At 63.3% G+C, this 22,304-nt stretch carries 17 protein-coding genes and 1 pseudogene; 7 read left to right on the forward strand and 11 right to left on the reverse strand.

The genetic code is table 11. From position 1 onward, the window contains the following. On the reverse strand, window positions 1-1,377 hold the full coding sequence (locus WS70_RS18710; protein WP_059472334.1) for a replication initiation protein: 1,377 nt from the start codon (window positions 1,375-1,377) through the stop codon (window positions 1-3). Window positions 1,378-4,364: 2,987 nt separating this feature from the next. On the opposite strand from WS70_RS18710, the gene WS70_RS18720 reads away from it, so the two are divergent. Then, complete coding sequence (locus WS70_RS18720) at window positions 4,365-5,552, forward strand: DNA-binding protein (RefSeq protein WP_059472349.1); 1,188 nt, start codon at window positions 4,365-4,367, stop codon at window positions 5,550-5,552. Between the two features lie 82 nt (window positions 5,553-5,634). On the opposite strand, the gene WS70_RS18725 is transcribed toward WS70_RS18720, so the two are convergent. Further along, window positions 5,635-6,678: a tyrosine-type recombinase/integrase gene (locus WS70_RS18725; RefSeq protein ID WP_059597705.1), complete on the reverse strand. Its 1,044-nt coding sequence runs from the start codon at window positions 6,676-6,678 to the stop codon at window positions 5,635-5,637. 156 nt (window positions 6,679-6,834) lie between these two features. After that, entirely contained in the window at window positions 6,835-7,206 is a 372-nt protein-coding gene (locus WS70_RS18730) for a DUF2471 family protein (protein WP_059472331.1), read from the reverse strand. A gap of 403 nt (window positions 7,207-7,609) precedes the next feature. On the opposite strand from WS70_RS18730, the gene ltrA reads away from it, so the two are divergent. Beyond that, window positions 7,610-9,217 (forward strand): group II intron reverse transcriptase/maturase, encoded by a 1,608-nt coding sequence (ltrA, locus tag WS70_RS18740; RefSeq protein ID WP_082722330.1) that lies wholly within the window; start codon window positions 7,610-7,612, stop codon window positions 9,215-9,217. Between the two features lie 15 nt (window positions 9,218-9,232). Then, window positions 9,233-9,990 (forward strand): IS5 family transposase gene (locus WS70_RS18745; RefSeq protein ID WP_108034010.1). Its coding sequence is split into 2 segments (ribosomal slippage): window positions 9,233-9,548 and window positions 9,548-9,990, totalling 759 coding nucleotides; the frame shifts between segments, so codons are not numbered across the junction. 24 nt (window positions 9,991-10,014) lie between these two features. Here the strand turns inward: WS70_RS18745 and WS70_RS18750 are convergent. Further along, window positions 10,015-10,617: a helix-turn-helix domain-containing protein gene (locus WS70_RS18750; RefSeq protein ID WP_059472330.1), complete on the reverse strand. Its 603-nt coding sequence runs from the start codon at window positions 10,615-10,617 to the stop codon at window positions 10,015-10,017. 166 nt (window positions 10,618-10,783) lie between these two features. Here WS70_RS18750 and WS70_RS18755 point away from each other — a divergent pair, with 166 nt between their 5' ends. Continuing rightward, the gene (locus tag WS70_RS18755; RefSeq protein WP_059472329.1) at window positions 10,784-11,983 is read left to right on the forward strand and encodes a glycine C-acetyltransferase; all 1,200 of its coding nucleotides are present in this window, start codon (window positions 10,784-10,786) and stop codon (window positions 11,981-11,983) included. Between the two features lie 13 nt (window positions 11,984-11,996). Further along, window positions 11,997-13,025: an L-threonine 3-dehydrogenase gene (gene tdh / locus WS70_RS18760; protein WP_059472328.1), complete on the forward strand. Its 1,029-nt coding sequence runs from the start codon at window positions 11,997-11,999 to the stop codon at window positions 13,023-13,025. A 122-nt stretch (window positions 13,026-13,147) separates the two neighbouring features. Here tdh and kdpA read toward each other — a convergent pair. The 4 genes and pseudogenes from kdpA to WS70_RS18780 all read right to left on the reverse strand — a co-directional run bounded on the left by kdpA (window position 13,148) and on the right by WS70_RS18780 (window position 16,972). Further along, window positions 13,148-14,954 (reverse strand): annotated as a pseudogene (kdpA, locus tag WS70_RS18765) (potassium-transporting ATPase subunit KdpA). Window positions 14,955-15,105: 151 nt separating this feature from the next. Then, entirely contained in the window at window positions 15,106-15,507 is a 402-nt protein-coding gene (locus tag WS70_RS18770; RefSeq protein WP_226382902.1) for a hypothetical protein, read from the reverse strand. A 14-nt stretch (window positions 15,508-15,521) separates the two neighbouring features. Next, complete coding sequence (locus tag WS70_RS18775; protein WP_082722333.1) at window positions 15,522-16,157, reverse strand: GNAT family N-acetyltransferase; 636 nt, start codon at window positions 16,155-16,157, stop codon at window positions 15,522-15,524. 164 nt (window positions 16,158-16,321) lie between these two features. Then, on the reverse strand, window positions 16,322-16,972 hold the full coding sequence (locus WS70_RS18780; protein ID WP_059472326.1) for a YceI family protein: 651 nt from the start codon (window positions 16,970-16,972) through the stop codon (window positions 16,322-16,324). A gap of 87 nt (window positions 16,973-17,059) precedes the next feature. On the opposite strand from WS70_RS18780, the gene WS70_RS18785 reads away from it, so the two are divergent. After that, window positions 17,060-17,677, forward strand: coding sequence for a TetR/AcrR family transcriptional regulator (locus WS70_RS18785; protein ID WP_059597715.1), 618 nt, complete (start codon window positions 17,060-17,062; stop codon window positions 17,675-17,677). A gap of 104 nt (window positions 17,678-17,781) precedes the next feature. Continuing rightward, window positions 17,782-18,261, forward strand: coding sequence for a nuclear transport factor 2 family protein (locus tag WS70_RS18790; protein ID WP_059471402.1), 480 nt, complete (start codon window positions 17,782-17,784; stop codon window positions 18,259-18,261). A gap of 178 nt (window positions 18,262-18,439) precedes the next feature. Here the strand turns inward: WS70_RS18790 and WS70_RS18795 are convergent, their stop codons facing one another. The 3 genes from WS70_RS18795 to WS70_RS18805 form a co-directional block, all read right to left on the reverse strand. After that, window positions 18,440-19,432: a M14 family metallopeptidase gene (locus tag WS70_RS18795; protein WP_059471401.1), complete on the reverse strand. Its 993-nt coding sequence runs from the start codon at window positions 19,430-19,432 to the stop codon at window positions 18,440-18,442. Window positions 19,433-19,582: 150 nt separating this feature from the next. After that, window positions 19,583-21,055, reverse strand: coding sequence for an NAD-dependent succinate-semialdehyde dehydrogenase (locus WS70_RS18800; protein WP_059597716.1), 1,473 nt, complete (start codon window positions 21,053-21,055; stop codon window positions 19,583-19,585). Between the two features lie 46 nt (window positions 21,056-21,101). Further along, on the reverse strand, window positions 21,102-22,187 hold the full coding sequence (locus WS70_RS18805; protein ID WP_059471399.1) for a tartrate dehydrogenase: 1,086 nt from the start codon (window positions 22,185-22,187) through the stop codon (window positions 21,102-21,104). Window positions 22,188-22,304: the final 117 nt, after the last annotated feature.

The raw sequence follows: 22,304 nt of genomic DNA on the forward strand, positions 1-22,304 counted from the left end.
TCAAGCCGCGCGGGACTGGCTCAGCGTAAAGGCGAGCAGATCGCCGTCGGTCGGTTCGCCCCAGGTCTTTTGAGCGAGCCAGTCGAAAAAAGCTGTTTCGACGAGTTTCGAGTCCAGTCCGCGCCGACGCCAATCATCACGCAGATGCGAACCTAGCGCAGGCAACACGTCGGATTCGAACGACGCGCGCGCGACCTCCCGTTCCGCGTCACCTTGTTCTTCATACAGCTGCTTCGCTTCCTTTCGCCGGTAAGCGTCGTACTCGCTGCGCAGACGCGCCTTCGGATCGTCCGCCCGCCCGGCGTTGGCAGGGGCAGCGGCCAACTTGCCGCCGCTTGCAGGCGGCGGCGTTTCGACCGTGTCGACGGGCGGTGCATATCCTTTCTTCAACGCGTCCTTGAACAGCGCAGGCGCGCTGCGCACGGGCGGCAGCGTCGTGCTGCGCACCCGCTGCTCGGTCAATTGCAGCGCGGCGCGAATCCGGTTTTCCTCGTTGTCCGCATAGAGCGTCTGCGCTTCCTTCAACGGAATGCCGATCTTCACCATCCGGTCGACAAGCGTGCTGTCGAAGACGTTCGGATGCTCGTCGAGTGCGAGCATCGGCTGCTTGCGCTCCGACACGCGGAATTGGATCTCGGCAACTCGACGTCCTTCGCGATGCTCGACCAGTTCGACGAAGATGTTCGTCACTGCGTTCACCTCGGCGATCGCCGGACGCAGATAGTCGCGCTTGAAGTATTTGTACTCGCGCTTCGCCTCGTCGCCGGCCTCGGTGTCGGGCGTGCCCGACAGGATCGGGCGCCACCATTCCCAAGGCTCGCGCATCGTCAGATGGCTCGGGTTCGTCAGATAGCGCACGCAGATTTCGTACAGCGCGAGCCCCGCGCTGCTGCGCAGCTGGCTCTGGAACTGTAGACTCAGACGCGCATACTGCACCGGGTCGAGCAGTTTCTTCTTGATCTTCGGTGCAAACGAGAATTCGACCCACACGCGCCGCGTCGCAGGATCCTCGAGAATTTCGGCATCGGCGATCAGCGTGGAAATCCCCCATTTCCGACCGGGCTTCTGGCTCGACGTGCCGGTACTCCATTCGACCTGCACCGACACCATCCGCCGCAAGTGCTCCTTCACGAGCGCCGTGTCGTTGGAATCGAAGGCCGAGTTGGCGACGATATCCGACAGCAGCGCGCGATAGGTATCGCCGGAATCGTCGGCTTGCTGAGCGACCGCAAGCAGCACGTTGAACAGCTTGCGAGTCAGGAGGGTGATCTTGCCGTTTTTCGGCTGAATTGCGATTGCCTCGACAGCCTTACGCAATTCGGCGGAACTAGCACTCACCACATCCACATCGGTTTTCTTGGCGCGCTTTGTGGCCATGCATCGGGTCGGAGGAGAAGTTTCCGGAAGGATAGCGTCTGTGGTGATGCGCGTCCAGAACGGCATGCTCACCATATCCGGTGAAGCTCGGCGATTCGTCGCCACTCACCCGATCGAGCTCCCGCAAACGCTCACCGGTCCAAAATCCGGCCATCCTCGATTCACCTTTGCGTGCCGCGGAAAGCGCGGCGGGCGCCCGTTTTCCCGCGCGCCCGTTCCGCAGTGCAGCGGCTCCCGAATTATCTCACCTCAAATCTTGTCGCAAAATTGCTACGACGAATTTCGTGCATGCGGGCGTGTCCGCGATCGGCTCGCGGCGCCGATTTCGGGGGCGGCGAGCCGAGGGATCGACCGATATCGACTGAAATCATGCCCAGCATGTCGATCGGGCCGTCGGCCGGCCGGCGGATACCAGGAAGTCAGGCGGAATTGGCAGCAAGTCATATGCCCGACGTGACTCATCCCCGGATCATTAGGCGTTGAAGCTCGACGGGCACCGATTAACGGCACCGGGCGCCCGGAACGACCCGCGCAACGATCGCCGGATCGGCTCGGAACGGGCGGCCGACACCTGCCGCCGACGCAACTGACCCAGAAGTGGGCCGCGAAAACCGATCCGGCTCACCACTTACCAGCCCCGTCCCCCAAACATCGTGGGCTCAAGCCTCGAGCAGGCCACGTCGCTTCATTCAGCCGCACGTCCGATACAAGCAGCGCCCCGGTAGCGCACGGCATGCGAGCGCCGATGGGCGACGTGAGTGAGTGCGGCCTCATTCGGTTCACCGAACGGCAAAGCCGCCACAGGCGCGAAAGGACGCGATAAACGAGCCAGCGCCGGCCACCAGAACTCGATGCCATACGGAGTCCGCAGATCCGCCCAAGACGGCAAGCGTGAGCCCCGAAAGGCTAGATCCACTCACCGAAAACGCGACGGGCCGGCAAACATGAGCAGGATTGAGGCCAGGGACCAACCAGATACCCGGTGTGACGACAAACGTGAGCCGCACCGGGCTGCTTCGACTAACCGAAGAGTCGAGGGCGTCGTCAGTGAAACGCCGGCGACGGCACGCATTGACGACGGACATCGCCGCGCCTAGATCTGGCGTGAGTACTCGGCGCCAGTGCGACTCACCTCAAACCGGCCCCGGGGGAACGCGAAAGCGATCGCTAATATATGGGCAGCAAGCCATGTGTGCCATCCGCCCAAGAGCAGTGATGCGAACGATCGATTACCCGTTCGGAGCACCCGCCGGACCAACGTGAGGTCCCGGACGAGCCTGTGGCTCACCATCGGCGCCAGTGCCCCCACACACGGCATTGAAGCGACACCCGGCCGATCCGCGTCGCGGAAATGACCAGCGTGAGCCATCGACATCCGCTTGAACACACCCGACGTCGATTTCCCCCGCCCCGGCTCGACGACGCCGCGCTCGCAAGCCCATCGGCCCCGGAAAGAGGTCTGCCAACCGTCCGGGGGGACTTGGCCCAAGGCCGGACGTGGGCCACACAGCATACCGAAGTTGCCCAACGTGAAGACCCGCATCCGGTTTGCCTCACCACGAACCCCGCTTCCCGCCTGCGGCCAGGCCGACGACCCGCCAAGCGGATCGGTCAGAGCAGTTCGCCACCGCTCACGCCCCGCCATCCAGGCCCATCTCCCGAAAAAGCTCACCATTCGGATCCCGCGAACAAGCAATCAATCGCCGCTGCGGGACCGGCACACGGGCAGTCATCGGCAATTGGTTCCCGCAAAGTCTCACCTCAAGACGATTTTCACCCCTCATGACGATGCACCCGACGCTCCCGAAAAAGCTCACCATCGCATTCGTGACAAAAAATCTCCATTGCATCAAATACTTACATTGCATAGCTGAAGCAGCGATCGAGATTTTCCATCCCGAATTCCCTCACCTTTCGGCAAGCAGCCCTATGTTGATCTCGCGGCATTACTTCCTGAAAAACCTCACCTTTGATGGAAAACCGGTGTCGAAATGTCTCTCACCATTCAGCATCTACGGGCCTTTGCAGGTAAGTACACGCACACTTTTCCCGAAAAGCCTCACCTTTGACAAATCTCGGCCGCCTTCCAGGTCCCGAAAAACCTCACCTCAAGCACGATCGGGCGCCACCGGCCACTCCCCCGAATACCCTCACCATTGATAGGATCCGGAGTCCCGAGGCCAAAACCAGTCTCCCGAAAAATCTCACCTCTGGGTCGTTTCGGGCCACGAAGCCCCACCGGACAGGCCTTTACTGACGTTCTTTCCCGGAAACGCTCACACCAAAACGGGCTGGAATCCCGAGAAATCTCACCTATCCCCTAAATCTGCCTAAAAGAAGGGCAGAGTCGCTGCTTCACGGGCATCCCGAAAATCCTCACCCATGCCTGTGGGTGTCAAATGGATCGATTCAGGCTCCACGCGGCTTTACCGTTGCTGTGTCCCTGAAAAATCTCACCTTTATCAGTTTCGCCTGTGGGAAACTGTCCTGAACCCACTCACGATCTTTCCCGCATCGGCTCACGCTGATCCCCGAACCCCATCACGTCGGCTCCTGGAAGATGTCACCTTGTATCCCGTAAAACTTCACCTTCCCGGCCGCAATCCCTTGCTGAACAAGGCTTCCTGGTGGCGTTAACGTTTTTAACGATGGTTTCAAAGGTGTTTACTTCTAATACTCTCAAGACTCCCCCGACGAGTTTTCCACAGATCTCCAATTTCGCTTCCAGATACGCCCCGAGAACCACAGTCCCCGACATGTGAAACAATTGCTGTTATTCGGGCCTCATCCGATAATCTTTTAAAAACATGAAGTTAAGCTCGATTCTTCGCTTTGTTTCACGGTTTCGAGACATCTAAGCAAGCGAAACGGCACAAGATCTCTCCAAAAACCCTCACTGGTGGCAAAAGTACAACAAGTGCATCAGGAACGTATCAATCAGAACGTGTTTCGTTATGATTGATACGTATCGTTTTCCAACAGCAATGATGACCCTCGACAAAATCCGACAAACCATTCGCGAAGAACTCGATGCATTACGCTCGTCCGGCGCACGTCGACAAGATCTGTCACTCCATGCATGCAAGCGGCTGTTCTTCGATCTCGGTATACGGCCGTCTGCGGCGAACGTCCGCGATTTGACACAGACCGGCAGCGCAAGCGACATTCCGAAGGACATCGATTACTTTTGGGAGCGCATTCGCGCGGCGTCGAAAGTCAGGCTCGAGGGTGCTGCATTGCCTAAGCCGCTCGAGGAAAAAGCGGGGACGCTGCTTGGCGCACTTTATGAAGAAGCGCTGAAACAGGCGCGTGAGAGTCTCGATGCAGAACGGCGACTGGCCAGCGACGAAGTCGCCGCCACCGAGCAAAAATACCGAGACGCACTGATTCGTCAGGAATCGCTCGAAACCTCACTTGCCCGAAGCGATGCGCGCGCCGAGCGGTTGCAGAGCCAGTTGACTGAAGTCGAGGTGCAACTGGCGTCAGCGTCGACGCAAGGTCTCGCCCATCAGGATTCGCTGCAGGGCCTGATTCGTCGAATGGAAAATGAAAATGCGCTGCTGAATCGGCGTCTCGAGGCTGAACAGAGCCAAAATGCGGCGTTACGCGAACGGATCGACACCTTGCAAGCCGAGTTGAGAGAAAACACCGAGCACTACGCGCAGCAAATCAAAGATGCGATCGCGGAAGCCGAACGTCGCGTGAAGCCGATGCTCGTCGAGCTCGATTCGTTGCGCAGCATGGCGTCGACTTATCAGCAAGGATTGCGCGACGTCAACCGCAAGGAATTCGACTTTCTGCAGCAGCTGAGCGCCGCGAAGGCGCGTGCGGACCGGCTCGACGCCCAGTTGCATGAGCAAGGCGACGAATTGGCCGCCGCAGTGAAGGAAGCACAGACTTTGCGTGCCAGCCAGGGCATGACGCCGGAGATCGCGGCGCTGATTCGTCGCCTGGCGGACGCCGGCAGTCTCGACGCGGTAGCTTTCGATGCGATCGGTACGTCGCTCGACCAACATGTGTCGCTGCCCCTGCGCTGTCCGAAGTGCGGTGACGGCGAACCCGAACTGTCGCATGACGCTGACGGCTATGAATTGCTTTGTCCCGAATGTGAACACGCGTCGGGGGCGCGACCGTCGCGCTTCGCGGCGGCCGCTTATTTCTCCCGGACTTCGTGACGGAAGCCGCCCGATTTTCCCGAAGGTGAGGAAATTCGGGAGTCAAAAGGTGAGGGTTGTCAGAGGCTGAAAAGCCCCGGTTTCAAGTCTGGCTTGACGCGATCGGTGCTTCGTCGGCGAACGATTTGGCATCCGGCAGCGCATTCGCGAGGCTTTCTCGCCAATTTTTCCATGCCCGATGCAGCCGATTCGATGAAATCGGCTGCGCGAACCCCAGCCACTGTCCGACTTTCTCCGGCTCGACGCCGTTTTCGAACAGTTCGGCTGCGAACGTGTTGCGCAACGTCTGCGGACTGGCGCGCGCGGTGCGAGACTGCGCGATGTCGGCTGCATCGATGATCGCGTCGACTGCGCGCAGCATCGTCGCCTTGTGCATCGGTCGGCCGGACTGCGCTGCGGGGAAGACGAGTTCGCCCGGAATGCCGCAGCGTTGGCGTTCGGCGAGCCATGCGTCGAATAGCGCGATCGCGAATGACGCAAGATGCGTTTCGCGTGTGAACTCCGGCTGCGCGGCAGGGATCGTTAGCATCGTCGAACTCAATTTTACGCAACTAACCGTAAGTGCGCGCGCTTCGCCGGTTTTCAATCCGCCGCCGAGGAATGCGGCGATGAGCGCGCGATCGCGGCGTTCTTTCCAGAGCGCCGCGCCCATCGCCGGCAGCGGCGAAAACAGATACGCGAGCAACGCGGCGCGTTCGGCGGGCGCCAGAAAACTCGTCGGCTCGTTGTCGTGCGCGCTACGCCAAGTTGCTTCGCCATCCTGAGCAATGAAGCGAGCAGGATTCGTCGAGCCGAATTCACTCTTGCGCACGTGATCGAGCACGCGCTCGATGAGTCTCAAATAACGGACTTTTTGCGTCTTCTTGATCGGCAGTTCGCTGACGAAATGCGCGATCGTCTCGGTATCGACCGCCGCGAGGTTCTTCTGTCGTTTCGCGAGCCAGCCGAGAAACGCGCCCCATTGTGCGCGGTAGACGTCGGCCGACGAGCGGCGAAATTCTTGGGCTGCCAGCCAAGCATCGAATGCCGTGTCCGGATGGCTGAACCAGTCCGACGTATCGCGATCGAATAGATCGCTTGGTATGTCGGACGGCGGAGAAGGACTCGTCAGAATGGACGGCGACATGTCATTTATTCCGTTAGTTGCAATTCATCATAGCGTGTCGCGTTCGCTCGATAAAGGGCTTCGCGTGGGCGGCGAATGTCCGGCAGATATCTCGCTGCCGGCAATCGATCGAAGTGCATGCGAGGCGCGAGCGCTCGGCCGAACACAGCCGCCTGCCTAGTCGCCCCACGCGCGCGCGGGGCGCGCCGGCGCCTTTTTTGCGCCGTTCTGTGCGTTCGCAGCCCGCTCGTACGCGGCGACCGCGAACGAGAACACCGCGGGCAGCGCGTTCGACCGCCCGAAGTCGACGAGATCGTCGGTTTCGGGAAAGCACAATTCGGCCGGACGGTCGAAGAGGCAGCGCACCATCGGATCGTGCCGGCTCGCGAAGCCGAGATCGGCGAGCGCTTCGGCCTCGATCGCGTGCAGGAGCCGCCACGTCAACGGAACGCCTTGCCGGATATAGCGCTCGGCAATGTGGCGGACAATCGTTTCCATATCGTGCGCCGCAGCCTTGAAGCTGAGCGCGGCCAAATCCTGTTCGGTCATCGCGGGCTCCTGTTTCGCGTATACTGTACAAATATACAGTGTGCGCCGGGAGACCGGTAGAGATCAAGGGGTGCAAGTCCCCGACGTTGTAAGAGTTAGCGACTCACGATGTCCCCGAGTCATGCGTAGCCAGCCGCGAGGCGGGTTGCGAAGCGTTGACAGGGGTGCTGATAGGCCAGCCATTGAGCCACGAAATGTTTATAGACCCGAGTGCTGACGCACTACTGTATGCGGAAGGCAAAACCACACGGCGCGCTACCGCGAGCACCGTGTGGACTCGGCGCGGTCTTAGAGCCTGGCATGTCAGTACGATCTCTATGCGGGAACCGGGAGATCTCCCATTTGACCGCCGGCGGCAACATCGCCGAGCGGTCCGCATCGGGAAGGTGAGGAGCCGAAGCCGATGGTGAACGAACGGGAGAAGTCGGACTCACCCATAGTAGCGACGAAGCGGGCGAACAAACCCGGGCAACCGGGGGCGGAGCCGGTGGAGCCAAGGGGTGGGGCCAAGGGGAACACGGGCTGGTCACACATGCGCCGGACGCAGAGCCGGATAAGCGTGTCCCAGCGGCTAGACCGTGTGCGCCAAGCCGCAAGGCAAAGGAAGAAGGAGAAGTTCACGGCGCTGTTCCATCTGATCGACATCGAGCTGCTGGAAACGGCGTTCTTCTGGCTGAAACGGAAGGCGGCGGCTGGCGTTGATGGCGTGACGTGGCACGACTACGAACAAGACCTGGAGCGAAATCTCCACGATCTGCACGGGCGCTTACATCGCCAAGCCTATCGGGCACTCCCTAGCCGGAGGCGGTATATACCAAAGTCGGATGGGAAGCTACGCCCGCTGGGCATTGCTGCACTGGAAGATAAAATCGTCCAGCGCGCACTGGTGGCAGTGCTTAACGCAGTCTACGAGACGGATTTCTTAGGTTTCTCGTACGGTTTCCGCCCAAAGCGCAGTCAACATGATGCGCTCGATGCACTGGCAACGGGAATCGCGCGCACAAACGTGAACTGGATACTGGATGCCGACATCAGTCGCTTCTTCGACACGGTGAGCCATGAATGGCTGATCAAGTTCGTCGAGCACCGAATCGGCGACCAACGTGTGATTCGACTGATCCGTAAATGGCTGAAAGCGGGTGCGATGGAAGACGGGGTGATTGAGTCGACGGACGAGGGGACGCCGCAAGGCTCAGCCATCTCGCCCCTGTTGGCGAATATCCACCTGCACTACGTCTTCGACCTCTGGGCGAATCAATGGCGCAAGCGCCACGCCGAGGGGAACGTCGTCATCACTCGATACGCCGACGACATTGTTGTCGGGTTCGACAAACGCTGGGACGCCGAGCGGTTCAAGCGAGCCATGCAAGCGAGATTGGAGCAATTTGGGCTGTCGGTACACCCGGAGAAAACCCGTCTGATCGAGTTCGGACGCTTTGCGGCGCAGAACCGAGTCAAGCGGGGACTGGGCAAACCCGAGACATTCAACTTCCTAGGATTCACCCACATCAGCGGCCACGCCCGAGACGGTAAGTTCATGCTCTGGCGAAAGACCCGGCGAGACCGGCTACGGGCCGCGCTGCGGGCAGTCAAAGAGGAGTTGCGGCACCGATGGCACCACTCGATCCCCGAGCAAGGGACGTGGTTGCGGAAAGTGGTTCAAGGGTACTTCAACTACCACTCGGTCCCGACCAACTATCCCGCGATGAAAGCCTTCCGAGCTCACGTCATCGAACTCTGGCGCAGGGCGCTTCGGCGTCGCAGCCAGAAGGACGACACCACGTGGGCGAAGATGCAAAGGCTGGCAAAGCAGTGGATTCCCCGTGCTCGCGTCCTTCACCCTTGGCCCGTTGTGCGCTTCGACGCCAAACACCCAAGGCAGAAGCCCGGTGCGCGAATCGCGCACGCCGGGATCTGTGCGGGGGGGCCCGGTGACGGGCATTCCTACCGCAACATATTGCGCAACTGGCTGCCTGGCCGACTAGGGCGTGTTCACACTACATTGATTTAAGGTTATGCTTCGGGGATGGAAATCTCCGAAGCCCAATTCAAACAGATCGAACATTGCCTGCCGCGACAGCGAGGCAATGTGAGCCTGCCGAACCTGCAAGTGCTCAACGCGATCCTCTATGTTGCTGAGCACGGATGTAAATGGCGCGGCCTGCCGCCACGTTTCGGTCGCTGGCATACGATCTACACGCGCATGAATCGTTGGTCTCGCAACGGCGTACTGGACCGAGTGTTCACGGAGTTGCAGCGCGCACAGATTATTCGCGTCCGAATTGAAGCGGTATCGCTGGATAGCACGATCGTGAAGGTTCATCCTGACGGCACCGGTGCGTTAAAAAAAATGGACCCCAAGCTATCGGCAAGTCCCGTGGAGGATGGACAACCAAGATTCATATGGTTGCCGCGGATGCTCGAACAGCCATAACGTTCGCACTGTCGCCCGGTCAAGCCGGCGATGCGCCGCACGGACGTGCACTGCTCGAACGCCTGGGACCGCCGAATCGGCCGCTGCACCTGCTGATGGACAAGGCGTACGAAGGTAACGAAACCCGACAGCTCGCGCTCGATCTCGGTTTCATCCCGGTCGTTCCTCCGTTGAGCACGCGCGTCGAGCCTTGGGAGTACGACCGGGAAATGTACAAACGTCGCAACGAAGTCGAGCGGCTGTTCCGTCGATTGAAGGGCTTTCGTCGCATCTTCTCGCGCTTCGACAAACTCGATCTGATGTTCATTGCCTTTATCAACTTCGCCCTGATTGTCGAAGCCCTTCGATAGTGTGAACACGCCCTAGACGCCGTGCTATCGATGGATCACGACGAGGAGCGCTTTCGCTTCGCTCTTGCCCGCATTGCGGATCGCGTGCGGCCCGTCGGCCGCGTAGCGCGCGGTGTCGCCTGCTTTCAGGCGACGCGTGACGCCCGCTGCTTCGATTTCGATTGCGCCGTTCAGCACCGTCAGATGCTCGCGCGTACCCGGCTCGTGCGGATTCGACGCGAGCGCGCCATTTGCCGGCAGCGTCAGCTCGTACCACTCGAATTTGCCGGCGAGCTCGATCGGGCCCCAGACGCGCAACTGGTATTGCGCGTCGTGGCCGGCAAGCGTCGGAATGTCGTGCGGGCCGTCGACGCGGATCGTCTCGGGCGCTTTCGGCTGTGCGAACAGTTCGTCGAGGCTGATGCCGAGCGCGTTCGTGAGCCGCCACGCGACGGCGATCGTCGGATTCGCCTTGTCGCGCTCGATCTCCGACAGCATCGATTTCGACACGCCCGCCGCGCGCGACAGATCGTCGAGCGTCAGTTTGCGCTCGTTGCGCAGGCGCTGGATTTGCTCGCCGACCCGCGGCGGCGTGGCGCCGGTGGCGGCGGGCGCGGCTGTGCGCCGCGCGCCGGAAGAGCTTGCCATTTGAATTCCGTTCGCTTAGAGTTGTTCGGTATTTCGAATTTTAGTTCGAAATACAGGAAAAATACGCTAAACCCAGCGGCCGACTATAACAGTAGCAAGCTGCTTTGCCGCCGCCACGAGCGCGGACGAGCGCCGAGGCTTGCAGCCCATATCAGGAGCTTATGCAATGCGTGATGCCTTTCTCGCCCATCTACGCGGCACCCTCGACCAGATTCGCGCGGACGGTTTTTACAAGACCGAGCGCGAGATCGCGAGCCCGCAGGCGGCCGACATCCGGCTTGCCGGTGGCGCACACGTGCTGAATTTCTGTGCGAACAACTATCTGGGCCTTGCGGACGACCCGCGCCTCATCGCTGCCGCGCAGGCGGCGCTCGAGCAGGACGGGTTCGGGATGGCGTCGGTACGCTTCATCTGCGGCACGCAGACCGTGCACAAGCAGCTCGAGGCCGCCCTTTCCACGTTCCTGAAAACCGACGACTGCATTCTGTATTCGAGCTGCTTCGATGCGAACGGCGGCCTGTTCGAGACGCTGCTCGACGAAAACGACGCGATCATCAGCGACGAGCTGAATCACGCGAGCATCATCGACGGCGTTCGGCTGTCGAAGGCGAAGCGCTTTCGCTACAAGAACAACGACCTCGCCGATCTCGAAGCGAAGCTGCGCGAAGCCGATGCGGCGGGCGCGCGCTTCAAGCTGATCGCGACCGACGGCGTGTTCTCGATGGACGGCATCATCGCGAACCTGAAGGGCGTCTGCGACCTGGCCGACCGCTACGGCGCGCTCGTGATGGTCGACGATTCGCATGCGGTCGGCTTCATCGGCGGGCACGGGCGCGGCACGCCCGAATACTGCGGCGTCGAGGGGCGCGTCGACATCGTCACGGGCACGCTTGGCAAGGCGCTCGGCGGCGCGTCGGGCGGCTACGTCGCCGCGCGGCGCGAGATCGTCGAGTTGCTGAGGCAGCGCTCGCGTCCCTATCTGTTCTCGAACACGCTGACGCCGAGCATCGCGGCTGCGTCGCTGAAGGTGCTCGAGCTGCTCGCAAGCGACGAAGGCGCGCGGCTGCGCGAACGCGTGCGCGCGAACGGCGCGCGTTTCCGCGAGAAGATGAGTGCGGCGGGCTTCACGCTCGTGCCGGGCGAGCACCCGATCATTCCGGTGATGCTCGGTGACGCGCAGGTCGCATCGAACATGGCGGATGCGCTCCTCGCCGAAGGCGTCTACGTGATCGGCTTCTCGTATCCGGTCGTGCCGCGCGGCCGCGCGCGGATCCGCACGCAGATGAGCGCCGCGCACACGCCCGAGCAGATCGATCGGGCGGTCGACGCGTTCGCGCGCGTCGGCAAGACACTCGGCGTCATTTGACGGAGGGCCCGCGATGAAAGCGCTTGCCAAGCTCGAACGTGGGCCGGGCCTCACGCTCACACGTGTGAAGAAGCCCGAGGTCGGTCACAACGACGTCCTGATCAAGATCCGCCGCACGGCGATCTGCGGCACCGACATCCACATCTGGAAGTGGGACGACTGGGCGCAGAAGACGATTCCGGTACCGATGCACGTCGGACACGAGTATGTCGGCGAGATCGTCGAAATGGGCCAGGAAGTGCGCGGCTTCTCGATCGGCGACCGCGTGTCCGGCGAAGGCCACATCACGTGCGGCTTCTGTCGCAACTGCCGCGCGGGGCGGCGTCATTTGTGCCGCAACACGGTCGGCGTCGGCGTGAATCGCGAAGGCGCGTTCGCCGAGTATCTCGCGATTCCCGCGTTCAATGCGTTCAAGATTCCGCCCGAGATTTCCGACGACCTCGCTGCGATCTTCGATCCGTTCGGCAACGCGACGCATACTGCGCTGTCGTTCAATCTCGTCGGCGAGGACGTGCTGATCACGGGCGCGGGGCCGATCGGCGTGATGGCGGTGGCGATCGCGAAGCACGTCGGCGCGCGCAACGTCGTCATCACCGACATCAACGACTATCGACTCGACCTCGCGCGCAAGATGGGCGCGACGCGCGCGGTGAACGTGTCGCGCGAATCGCTGCACGACGTGATGACCGATCTGCACATGACGGAAGGCTTCGATGTCGGGCTCGAGATGTCGGGCGTGCCGAGCGCGTTCACGTCGCTGCTCGAGGCGATGAACCACGGCGGCAAGGTCGCGCTGCTCGGGATTCCGCCCGCGCAGACCGCGATCGACTGGAACCAGGTGATCTTCAAGGGCCTCGAGATCAAGGGCATCTACGGGCGCGAGATGTTCGAAACCTGGTACAAGATGGTCGCGATGCTGCAGAGCGGGCTCGATCTGTCGCCGATCCTCACGCATCGCTTTCCGATCGACGAGTTCGACAAGGGCTTTGCGGCGATGCTGTCGGGCGAAAGCGGCAAGGTGATTCTCGACTGGACGGTGTGACGTCGGCGGCGCGGCCCGGTTCGATAGAGCGCCGGGCCGCGAGTCACGAGTCACGTCGCACTACGGACTGCAAACGATGATTCGCGCGCCGCATGCGGCTGGCCGACGACCGTCGATCAGCTTCAATGCACGGCCCCCATCGTCACCTGCTCGACGCTCGGCCCGAGCGCGAGCGCGGGCAGATACGTCGGCAACGTCATCAACGAGATCGTGCCGATCAACATGACCACGAAGAGCGGTCCGTGCGTCGGCAGCGTGCCGGGGCCGGCCGCGCGCCGCACCTTCGGCGCGAGCGAGCCTGCGAGCGCGAGCGCCGGCACGATCGTCGCGAAGCGGCCGAACCACATCGCCGCCGCGAGCGTCATGTTGTAAAACGGCGTATTGGCGGCGAGGCCCGCGAACGCGCTGCCGTTGTTGTTCGCCGCCGACGTGAACGCGTAGAGGATCTCGCTAAAGCCGTGCGCGCCGGGATTCGCGATGCCCGCGACGCCGTCCGGCAGCAACACTGACGCGGCCGTGCCGACGAGCACGACGAGCGGTGTCGCGAGGATCGCGATCGCAACGAGCTTCATGTCGTACGGATCGATTTTCTTGCCGAGATATTCGGGCGCGCGGCCGATCATCAATCCCGCGACGAACACGGTGAGCATTGCGTGCATCAGCATTCCGAAAAGTCCCGAGCCGGGGCCGCCGAACACGACTTCACCGGTCTGCATCAGCGCCATCGGCACGAGCCCGCCGATCGGCGTGAGCGAATCGTGCATCGCATCGACCGCGCCGTCACCGCTCGCTGTCGCGATCGTCGCATAGAGCGCCGACGACACGATCCCGAAGCGCGTCCCCTTCCCTTCCATGTTGCCGCCCGGCATCGACGCCGATGCGCGCGTGTCGATGCCGGGTGCCGCAAGCGCTGCGCTGCCCGCCTGCTCGGCGCGTATCGTCACCGCCGCAAGCGCGACGAACATCGCGAGCATCGCCGCATAGATTGCCCAGCCCTGCCGCGTGTCGCCGACCATCGTGCCGAACGTGTGGCACAGCGCAGCCGGCAGCCGCAGAAGCGCGAGCATCTGCAGGAAGTTGCTGAGCGGCGTCGGGTTCTCGAACGGATGCGCGGAGTTCGCGTTGAAGCCGCCGCCGCCGTCGCCGCTCAGCAGCTTGATCGACTCTTGCGATGCGACGGAGCCCATCGGCAGAAGCTGCTCGCGGCTCGTCGTCGTGTGCATGATCGCGTGGCCTGCGGCGTCGTGCGACGGCACGCCGCTTGCGTCGAGCAATGGCTGCCGCCAGGTCACGCGCTGGGCCGTGTGAACGGTGCGATACGCGGAGAAATTCTGGATCGTGCCTTGCGCGATGAACGCAGCGGCGAATAGTGCGGACAGCGGGATCAGGATGTACAGCGTTGCGCGCGTGAGATCGGCCCATAGATTGCTGACGGTGCCGGCGCCGCGCGTCGCGAGGCCCCGGATCAACGCGAGCAGCACGGCGATGCCGACGGCGGCAGACAAAAAGCTCTGCACGGCGATGCCGCCCATCTGGCTCGGATAGCTGAGCGTCGTTTCGCCCGTATATTCTTGCCAGCTCGTGTTGGTGGCGAAGCTGACGGCCGTGTTGAACGCCGAATCGGCGCTGACGGCGGGAAGTGCCTGTGGATTGAGCGAGCAGATGCTGCGCGCGTTGCAACGCATAGAGTGCGATCGTGCCGAGCAGACTGAACAGCAGCAGCGCGACTGCGTAGGTTTTCCCGCTCATTCTCTGTTCGGGATCGATGCCCGCCGCGCGATATGTCCATCGCTCGACGGGCTGCAGCATTCGCATCGGCCATGGTGGATCGCCATCCGCGATTCGAGCGATGTAGCCCCCGAGCGGCTTGACGAGCAACGTCAGCACCACGATGAAAAGGCCGATTTGCAGATAGGCGTAGGTCGGCATCGATTCTCCCGCTTCAATCGTCGGTTCGGTCGCGCTTCACGTCTCCATTACAGCGCGGCGGATATCAAATCGTTCGAAAGAACGACGCTACGGGCGTAAACGAAGCGTCAATATTCCAATGTGGAGCACATTCGCGATGACGGCTCGCGCGTCATCGCTCATCGTCGAGCAGTTTCGGATTCAATTCGATATTCAGGATGACGAGCCAACGTTTCGGGCAATCGAGAGGGACGTTGAGCAGGATATCGGCATTCGGCGCTTTGCGCAGACCCCCGCTTGCCTGCGCTTCGAGATAGGCGCGCTGCGCATCGGATCGCAGCCAGAAGCTGACGAGCGCGCAACTGATGAAGTTGAAGAGAAGCAGCGGACCCGGTTCCACGTCGTAGCCGACGACGTGCGGGAGGCTCGCGAACGCCGCCGTCAACGCCTGACTCGTCGTTATCGTGATGAACGCCACTTTGGCGAAACCGCGCACGCGCATCGCGGCCTTCACATGTGCGAATTTGCGCGCGTCCCGTTCGCTAAGCTCGCATTCGCGGTCGCGCCGGCGCACATCGTCGTCGGATTTCATGCGGCGCATTCGAGCGGTGCCGGTGTAAGCGGCAGTTCGCAAGCCTTCAATGCGTACGAGGGCGATACCGTTGTCGGCTTGCTGAGGATCGCGCTGTCGTAGCCCTTGCCAGAGAAATGCATCACGTCGACGATTCGGAATCCTTGGCGTATGTAAAAGTCGACGAGATGCGCGGCGGGCTGCGGCGTGTCGAGCGCAAGGCGCCGGTAGCCGCGTGCGGCCGCCCAATGCGCGGCGAATGCGAGCAACGACCGCCCGATGCCGCGTCCTTGCCAAATCGGATCGACGCCGAACTGCCGCAGCGTCGCGACGTTGCCGCGGCGATAGAGCTCGCACGGTGACGACAGGTCGCGCGCATGTAGCGTCATCGTCGCGACGAGATGGTCGTTGCAGACGGCGACGAAGCATTCGCCCGCAAGCGCGCGCTGCCGCGTGACGGCGGCCGGCTGATCGGCACACGGGCAATTGAGTCCCATCCGGCCGAGCCGCGCGAACGCGCGATGCAACAATGCGGTCAGCTCGTCGTACGAGTCTTGCGCCGGATCGAAACGTCTCAGCACGACGCGGCCGTCCACGCGAGTTGCACACGCGAAGTGTGCGGGTCGTTCGGTCTTCGCTCGTTGCTGTTGCATGACACCTCCCAAACCTCGACGGTTGTCCGAAGTGTAGGGAGTCGCGAGCGAGTCCTTCAAGAAAAAATATCGTAAAAAAATTCGGCGCGACGATGTGCGTCGCGATGCATGACGCTCGTCGCAAACGTCACGCGTCGCGAAAGATGCGGAGCGTCATCGGCCCGTCATTGCGCGGGAGTCCCGCCTTCCTTGACGAACTCCGCTTCGATGCGCACGCGCACGTCGTCGCCGACGGCCGGATACCAGCTCGTCACGCCGAATTGCGCACGGCTGAACGTGCCGCTCGCGGAAAAGCCGAGCGTGTCCTGCTTCGTCAGCGGATTGCGGCCGTAGCCGTTGAACGTGACGACGAGCGTGACGGGATGCGTCGCGCCGCGGATCGTGAGGTTGCCGGTCAGTGTGCCTTGCGTCGTGCTCGTGCGGGTGAGGCGCGTGCTGTCGAAACGAATTTGCGGATGGCGGACGGCGTCGAGTGCATCGGCGCCCGCGACGAGCTTGTCGAGCAGCGGCACGTTGGTGTCGACGCTCGCCGCGTCGATCGACGCTGTCACGCCGCTGGCGGCGAGTCCGCCCGTGCGCCAGTCGAGTTGCGCGCTCGCGCGATCAAAGCGCATCGTGAAGCGCGAATACTTGAAGTGATCGACGTCGAACACGATGCTCCAGTGGTGTGGATCGAGCGTGTAGCGGCCGGCCGGAACGGCGGCTTCCGCCGTCGATACGCTGTGCATGACGACCCGCAGCGGCGTGCAGCCTGCCGTCGTTCCTGCGATCGCGATCGCACATGCGATCCATCCCGCCCATCTTGCCGGCTTCATCCAAACCTCTTTTGTCGAATGTGTGCGAAGACGATAGCTCAACGATTCGAGGTTGACAAAGGAGAATGATCGTTCTACCGTAAACGCATGGATACGAAATCTGACCTTTCTCCCGCCGCTGGCGCGCGCGAGCGCCTGCTCGAGGCGGCCGAAACGCTGATCTATGCGGGCGGCATTCACGCGACGGGCGTCGATGCGATCGTCAAGCTGTCGGGCGCCGCGCGCAAGAGCTTTTATACGCACTTCGAATCGAAGGAGGCGCTCGTCGCCGCCGCGCTCGAAAGGCGCGACGAACGCTGGATGACATGGTTCGTCGACGCAACGGAACAGCGCGGCAAGTCGCCGCGTGCGCGACTCGTCGGCATGTTCGACGTGCTGCGCGAATGGTTCGAGCAGACGGACTTCCACGGCTGCGCGTTCCTGAACGCGGCGGGTGAGATCGAACATCCGGACGATCCGATTCGCGTCGTCGCGCGCGAGCACAAGGAACGTCTGCTTGCATTCGTGCGCGAGCAGCTCGACGCATACGCGGCCGAAACCGGCGCGGACCGGCGGCACGTCGCAAGGCTCGCGCGTCAGTGGCTCGTGCTGATCGATGGCGCGATCGGCGTCGCGCTCGTGAGCGGCGACGCGACGGCTGCCCGCGACGCGCGCGCGGCGGCGGAGCTGCTGATCGACGCGACGTTGCCGAACCGGTCCGGCTGACGCCTCGCCCCGCTTTCATTCGATCGAATCGCAGCACCTCGACCTGCCCGCCGTCCACCGGCGAGCCGGGCAGGCCATTTCACGTCCTCAATCTGGAGAACACGATGTCCGATTCAACTGAAATCCGCCCGCCTGTCCCGCCGTTCACGCGCGAAACCGCCATACAGAAAGTTCGTGCTGCCGAAGATGGCTGGAACACGCGCGACCCCGAGCGCGTGTCGCTCGCCTATACGTCGCAGAGCAAATGGCGCAACCGCGCGGAGTTCGCCACGGGCCGTGCGGAGATCGTCGGACTGCTGCGTCGCAAATGGACGCGTGAGCTCGACTATCGGCTGATCAAGGAATTGTGGGCGTTCACCGATAGCCGGATCGCGGTGCGCTTCGCGTACGAATGGCACGACGACGCGGGCAACTGGTTCCGCTCGTACGGCAACGAGAACTGGGAGTTCGACGAGAACGGCCTGATGGCGCATCGGCATGCATGCATCAACGACATGCCGATCCGCGAAGCGGACCGCCTGTTCCACTGGCCGCTCGGCCGCCGGCCCGACGATCATCCGAGCCTGTCGGATCTCGGGCTTTGATCGACGGCGGGCGGTGTGCGGCATCGCGCTGCGCGAAGCAGCGATGTGCGGTATGCGATGCGATGTGGCATGAAAGGCCACGAAGCTTTGCTTCGCCGCGCCGCCTGATTTCGAATGCCGAGTGCTGAGCGCCGCATGTCCGGCGCTTGGCGGGGTATCGAACGGCCCGCCGTCCGCATCACTCTCGCTGCGGCACCTCGCGTTCGAGACGACCGAGTCGCACGACGGTCACGCCGGGACGCAACTGACGCAGCGACGGCATCACGAGCACGCAGTCCGGATACGGCGTCGTGACGGGCGCACCGTCCGACCAGCCGATCACCTCACCCGCTTCCGCGAAATGCTCGAGGCCAGTGTACGAACCGGCGAAACGGAAGTCGTAGCTCGCCGCGACGACGGGCTCCGTCACCTGGACGATCCGCATCGTTTTCGCGAGCGGCAGGAACCAGTCGACGGGCAGATCCCGCTCGTCGACGATGCCCGATGCGACCAGGAAGCGTGCGGTGCTGTCGCGCGCGACCGCCACCGCGTGCGTTTCCCAATGCTGACCGCATTCGATGAGGAGCGCGTTCTTCGCGCTTGCCAGATCGCCGAAGCCGCCGTAATCGCGCATGCGCTTGCCTTCCGGATGGCCTTCGTCGCGAATCACGGTCGACGGCGCGCCGATCTGCAGCGCGAGCGCCGTGCCTTTGTCGAGCGGCCCCGCGACGATCAGCGGCGCGCTGCGCTCATGCATCGAGTGCAGGTCGAGCAGCCAGTCGGCTTCGTCGACGAACGGCCGCAGCGCGCGCGCACGATCGAGCTCGACCGAGCGCTTCGACGAATCGTCGAGCACGGCCGGCATCCACACGCGATTGAAATCCTGATCGACGAAGCGCGCGGCGTCGGGCTCGGCCGGATCGAAGCGCTCGTACGCGGCGACGTTCGCGAACGACAGCGTCAGCACGCCGCGGCGCGGACGCAGTCCCATCTTCAGCAACGCGTCGACGACGATCGCGCCGCACACTTCGTTGCCGTGCGTGAGCGCGTTGATCATCACATGCGGGCCGGGCACGCCCGAATCGAAGCGATGAACATAGTCGACGCCGGCATTGCCGGCACGATGTGCATCGAGGTTCGGAAAGTCGACCTCGATCGAATAGTGAGGAAATTCGGGAGCCGATTCGGTCATGGTGAGCTTTTTCGGGAGTCGATGAATACGTCGCGGCGGCTCACGCGCGGAACGGGCGTGTGCGATCGCGAGCACGCCAGCCGACATGCCCGCGACATCGTTCGGTGAGCGATTTCATGCGATCGCACGCACGTTCGATCATGAGAGGTTTCAGTCGAGGCCGCCTTCGCATAGATATTTGATCGCGAGATAGTCGTCGAGCCCGTAGCGCGATCCTTCGCGGCCGTAGCCCGATTCCTTGACGCCGCCGAACGGCGCCGCCTCGCTCGCGAGCGCGCCTTCGTTGATGCCGACGACGCCTGCCTCGAGCCGCGACGACACGCGCGCGATCCGTCGCACGTTCTGCGTGTAGAAGTATGCGGCGAGGCCGTACGGCGTGTCGTTCGCGGCGGCGATCGCTTCGTCCTCGGTCGAGAAGCGGAACAACGCAACTACTGGTCCGAACGTCTCTTCGCCGCAGAGCTGCATGTCAGGCGCGGCGTCGGCGAGCACGGTCGGCGCATAGAAATGCGGGCCGAGCTCGGCGAGGCGCCGGCCGCCCGTCAGCACGCGCGCACCGCGCGTGACGGCGTCGTCGACGTGGCGTGCGATCTTGTCGACCGCGCGCGCGTTGATCATCGGGCCGATCTGCGCGGTGGAGTCGGTCGCGGGCGCGACGCGCAGCGCGTTCACGCGTGCGGCGACGCGCGCCGCGAGCGCGTCGTATGCGCCGTCCTGCACGTAGACGCGATTCGGGCACACGCAGGTTTGTCCGCCGTTGCGGAACTTCGCCGCCATCAAGCCGTCGGCGGCCGCGTCGAGATCGGCGTCGTCAAACACGATGAACGGCGCGTTGCCGCCCAGTTCGAGCGACAGTTTTTTCAGCGTCGCAGCCGATTCGCGCGCGAGGAACTTGCCGACGGGCGTCGAGCCGGTAAACGTGATCTTGCGCACGCGCGCGTCGGCGAGCCAGTCGCCGACCGCTTCGACGCCGCGCTCGCGCGACGCCGAGATCATGTTCAGCACGCCGGGCGGCACGCCCGCTTCCATCGCGAGGAACGCGAGCGCGAGCGCGGTGAGCGGCGTGTCTTCGGCCGGCTTCGCGACGACCGTGCAGCCCGCCGCGAGCGCGGGTGCGATCTTGCGCGCGATCATCGCGAGCGGGAAGTTCCACGGCGTGATCGCCGCGACGATGCCGATCGGTTCCTTCACCGCGCTCATCCGCTTGCCGCGCTGCTGCTGCGGAATGACGTCGCCGTACGCGCGCGTCGCTTCCTCGGCGAACCACTGCACGTACGACGCGCCGTACGCGACTTCGCCGCGCGCCTCGGCGAGCGGCTTGCCCTGCTCGCGCGACATCAGGCGCGCGAGGTCTTCGGTATGCCAGACGATCGCCGCGTGCCACGCGCGCAGGATCGCGGCGCGCTCGCGCGCGGTCGTCGCGCGCCATGCGGGCAGAGCGCGCGCGGCGGCATCGGTGGCGGCGCGCGCGTCGTCGGCGCCGCTGTCGGCGGCTTCGGCGATCACGTCGAGCGCGGCCGGATCGGAGACGGCATAGCGGCTGCCTGACGCGGCGGGACGCCATTCGCCGTCGATCAGGTTGCCGGTGCGGATGAGTGTGGTGCGGGACAGCGTGAGCGACATGGTGCGAATCCTGACGAAGCGATGCGGTTGAGACGATGCGCGGCGATCAGCCGAGCAGATGCGCGACGATCGCGTCGCCGACTTCGCTCGTCGACGCCCGACCGCCCAGATCGCCCGTGCGCGGGCCGTGCTTCAGCACGTGCTCGATCGCGGCGACGATCGCGTCGTGCGCTTCGCGGGCGCGGCCGACGCCTTCGCCGAGGAAATCGACCATCATCGCGGCCGACCAGATCATCGCGATCGGATTCGCGACATGCTTGCCCGCGATGTCCGGCGCGGAGCCGTGCACCGGTTCGAACAGCGACGGAAACTTGCGCTCGGGGTTCAGGTTCGCCGACGGCGCGATGCCGATCGTGCCCGTGCATGCGGGGCCGAGGTCGGACAGGATGTCGCCGAACAGATTCGACGCGACGACGACGTCGAAGCGGTCCGGCTGCATCACGAAGCGCGCGCACAGGATGTCGATGTGCTGCTTGTCCCACGCGACGTCCGGATAGTGCGCGGCCATCTCCGCCGCGCGTGCGTCCCACCACGGCATGCTGATCGCGATGCCGTTGCTCTTCGTCGCGACGGTCAGCTGCTTCGCGCGGCGCTGCGCGAGCTCGAACGCGAACTTCATCACGCGCTCGGTGCCGAGCCGCGTGAACACCGCCTGCTGGACGACGAATTCGCGGTCGGTGCCTTCGAACATCGCGCCGCCGACGGCCGAATACTCGCCTTCGGTGTTCTCGCGGACGATCATGAAATCGATGTCGCCCGCCTTGCGGCCGGCGAGCGGACACGGCACGCCGTCGAACAGGCGCGCGGGACGAAGGTTGATGTATTGGTCGAATTCGCGGCGGAACTTGAGCAGCGAGCCCCACAGCGACACGTGATCCGGCACCGTCTCGGGCCAGCCGACCGCGCCGAACAGCAGCGCGTCCATGCCGGAAAGTTGCGTTTTCCAGTCGTCGGGCATCATCTGGCCGTGCTTCGCGTAGTAGTCGCAGCTCGCCCACTCGATCGGCTCGTATTCGAAGCGCAGGCCGAAGCGGCGGCTCACCGCGTCGAGCGCGCGCAGCCCCTCGGGCATCACTTCCACGCCGATCCCGTCGCCGGGGATGACGGCGATCTTGTATACCTTGTCACTCATGCTGGATTCCTCGTCGTGTCGAGCCGTCCGCATCGGCCGAACCCGGCGCGAGCGGCATCAGGAGCGCGGTCGTCGGGACACGCGCCATCGTCGATTCACGCATTTTATTTATTTCTG

Origin of the sequence: Burkholderia mayonis, from assembly GCF_001523745.2 — a bacterium.
GTDB classification, from domain to species: Bacteria; Pseudomonadota; Gammaproteobacteria; order Burkholderiales; family Burkholderiaceae; genus Burkholderia; species Burkholderia mayonis.

What these genes read in the sequence shown, in the direction of transcription:
- WS70_RS18710 (WP_059472334.1), bottom strand. Translation starts at nt 1,377, where the DNA reads ATGGCCACAAAGCGCGCCAAGAAAACCGATGTGGATGTGGTGAGTGCT.
- WS70_RS18720 (WP_059472349.1), top strand. Translation starts at nt 4,365, where the DNA reads ATGACCCTCGACAAAATCCGACAAACCATTCGCGAAGAACTCGATGCA.
- WS70_RS18725 (WP_059597705.1), bottom strand. Translation starts at nt 6,678, where the DNA reads ATGTCGCCGTCCATTCTGACGAGTCCTTCTCCGCCGTCCGACATACCA.
- WS70_RS18730 (WP_059472331.1), bottom strand. Translation starts at nt 7,206, where the DNA reads ATGACCGAACAGGATTTGGCCGCGCTCAGCTTCAAGGCTGCGGCGCAC.
- ltrA (WP_082722330.1), top strand. Translation starts at nt 7,610, where the DNA reads ATGGTGAACGAACGGGAGAAGTCGGACTCACCCATAGTAGCGACGAAG.
- WS70_RS18750 (WP_059472330.1), bottom strand. Translation starts at nt 10,617, where the DNA reads ATGGCAAGCTCTTCCGGCGCGCGGCGCACAGCCGCGCCCGCCGCCACC.
- WS70_RS18755 (WP_059472329.1), top strand. Translation starts at nt 10,784, where the DNA reads ATGCGTGATGCCTTTCTCGCCCATCTACGCGGCACCCTCGACCAGATT.
- tdh (WP_059472328.1), top strand. Translation starts at nt 11,997, where the DNA reads ATGAAAGCGCTTGCCAAGCTCGAACGTGGGCCGGGCCTCACGCTCACA.
- WS70_RS18775 (WP_082722333.1), bottom strand. Translation starts at nt 16,157, where the DNA reads ATGCAACAGCAACGAGCGAAGACCGAACGACCCGCACACTTCGCGTGT.
- WS70_RS18780 (WP_059472326.1), bottom strand. Translation starts at nt 16,972, where the DNA reads ATGAAGCCGGCAAGATGGGCGGGATGGATCGCATGTGCGATCGCGATC.
- WS70_RS18785 (WP_059597715.1), top strand. Translation starts at nt 17,060, where the DNA reads ATGGATACGAAATCTGACCTTTCTCCCGCCGCTGGCGCGCGCGAGCGC.
- WS70_RS18790 (WP_059471402.1), top strand. Translation starts at nt 17,782, where the DNA reads ATGTCCGATTCAACTGAAATCCGCCCGCCTGTCCCGCCGTTCACGCGC.
- WS70_RS18795 (WP_059471401.1), bottom strand. Translation starts at nt 19,432, where the DNA reads ATGACCGAATCGGCTCCCGAATTTCCTCACTATTCGATCGAGGTCGAC.
- WS70_RS18800 (WP_059597716.1), bottom strand. Translation starts at nt 21,055, where the DNA reads ATGTCGCTCACGCTGTCCCGCACCACACTCATCCGCACCGGCAACCTG.
- WS70_RS18805 (WP_059471399.1), bottom strand. Translation starts at nt 22,187, where the DNA reads ATGAGTGACAAGGTATACAAGATCGCCGTCATCCCCGGCGACGGGATC.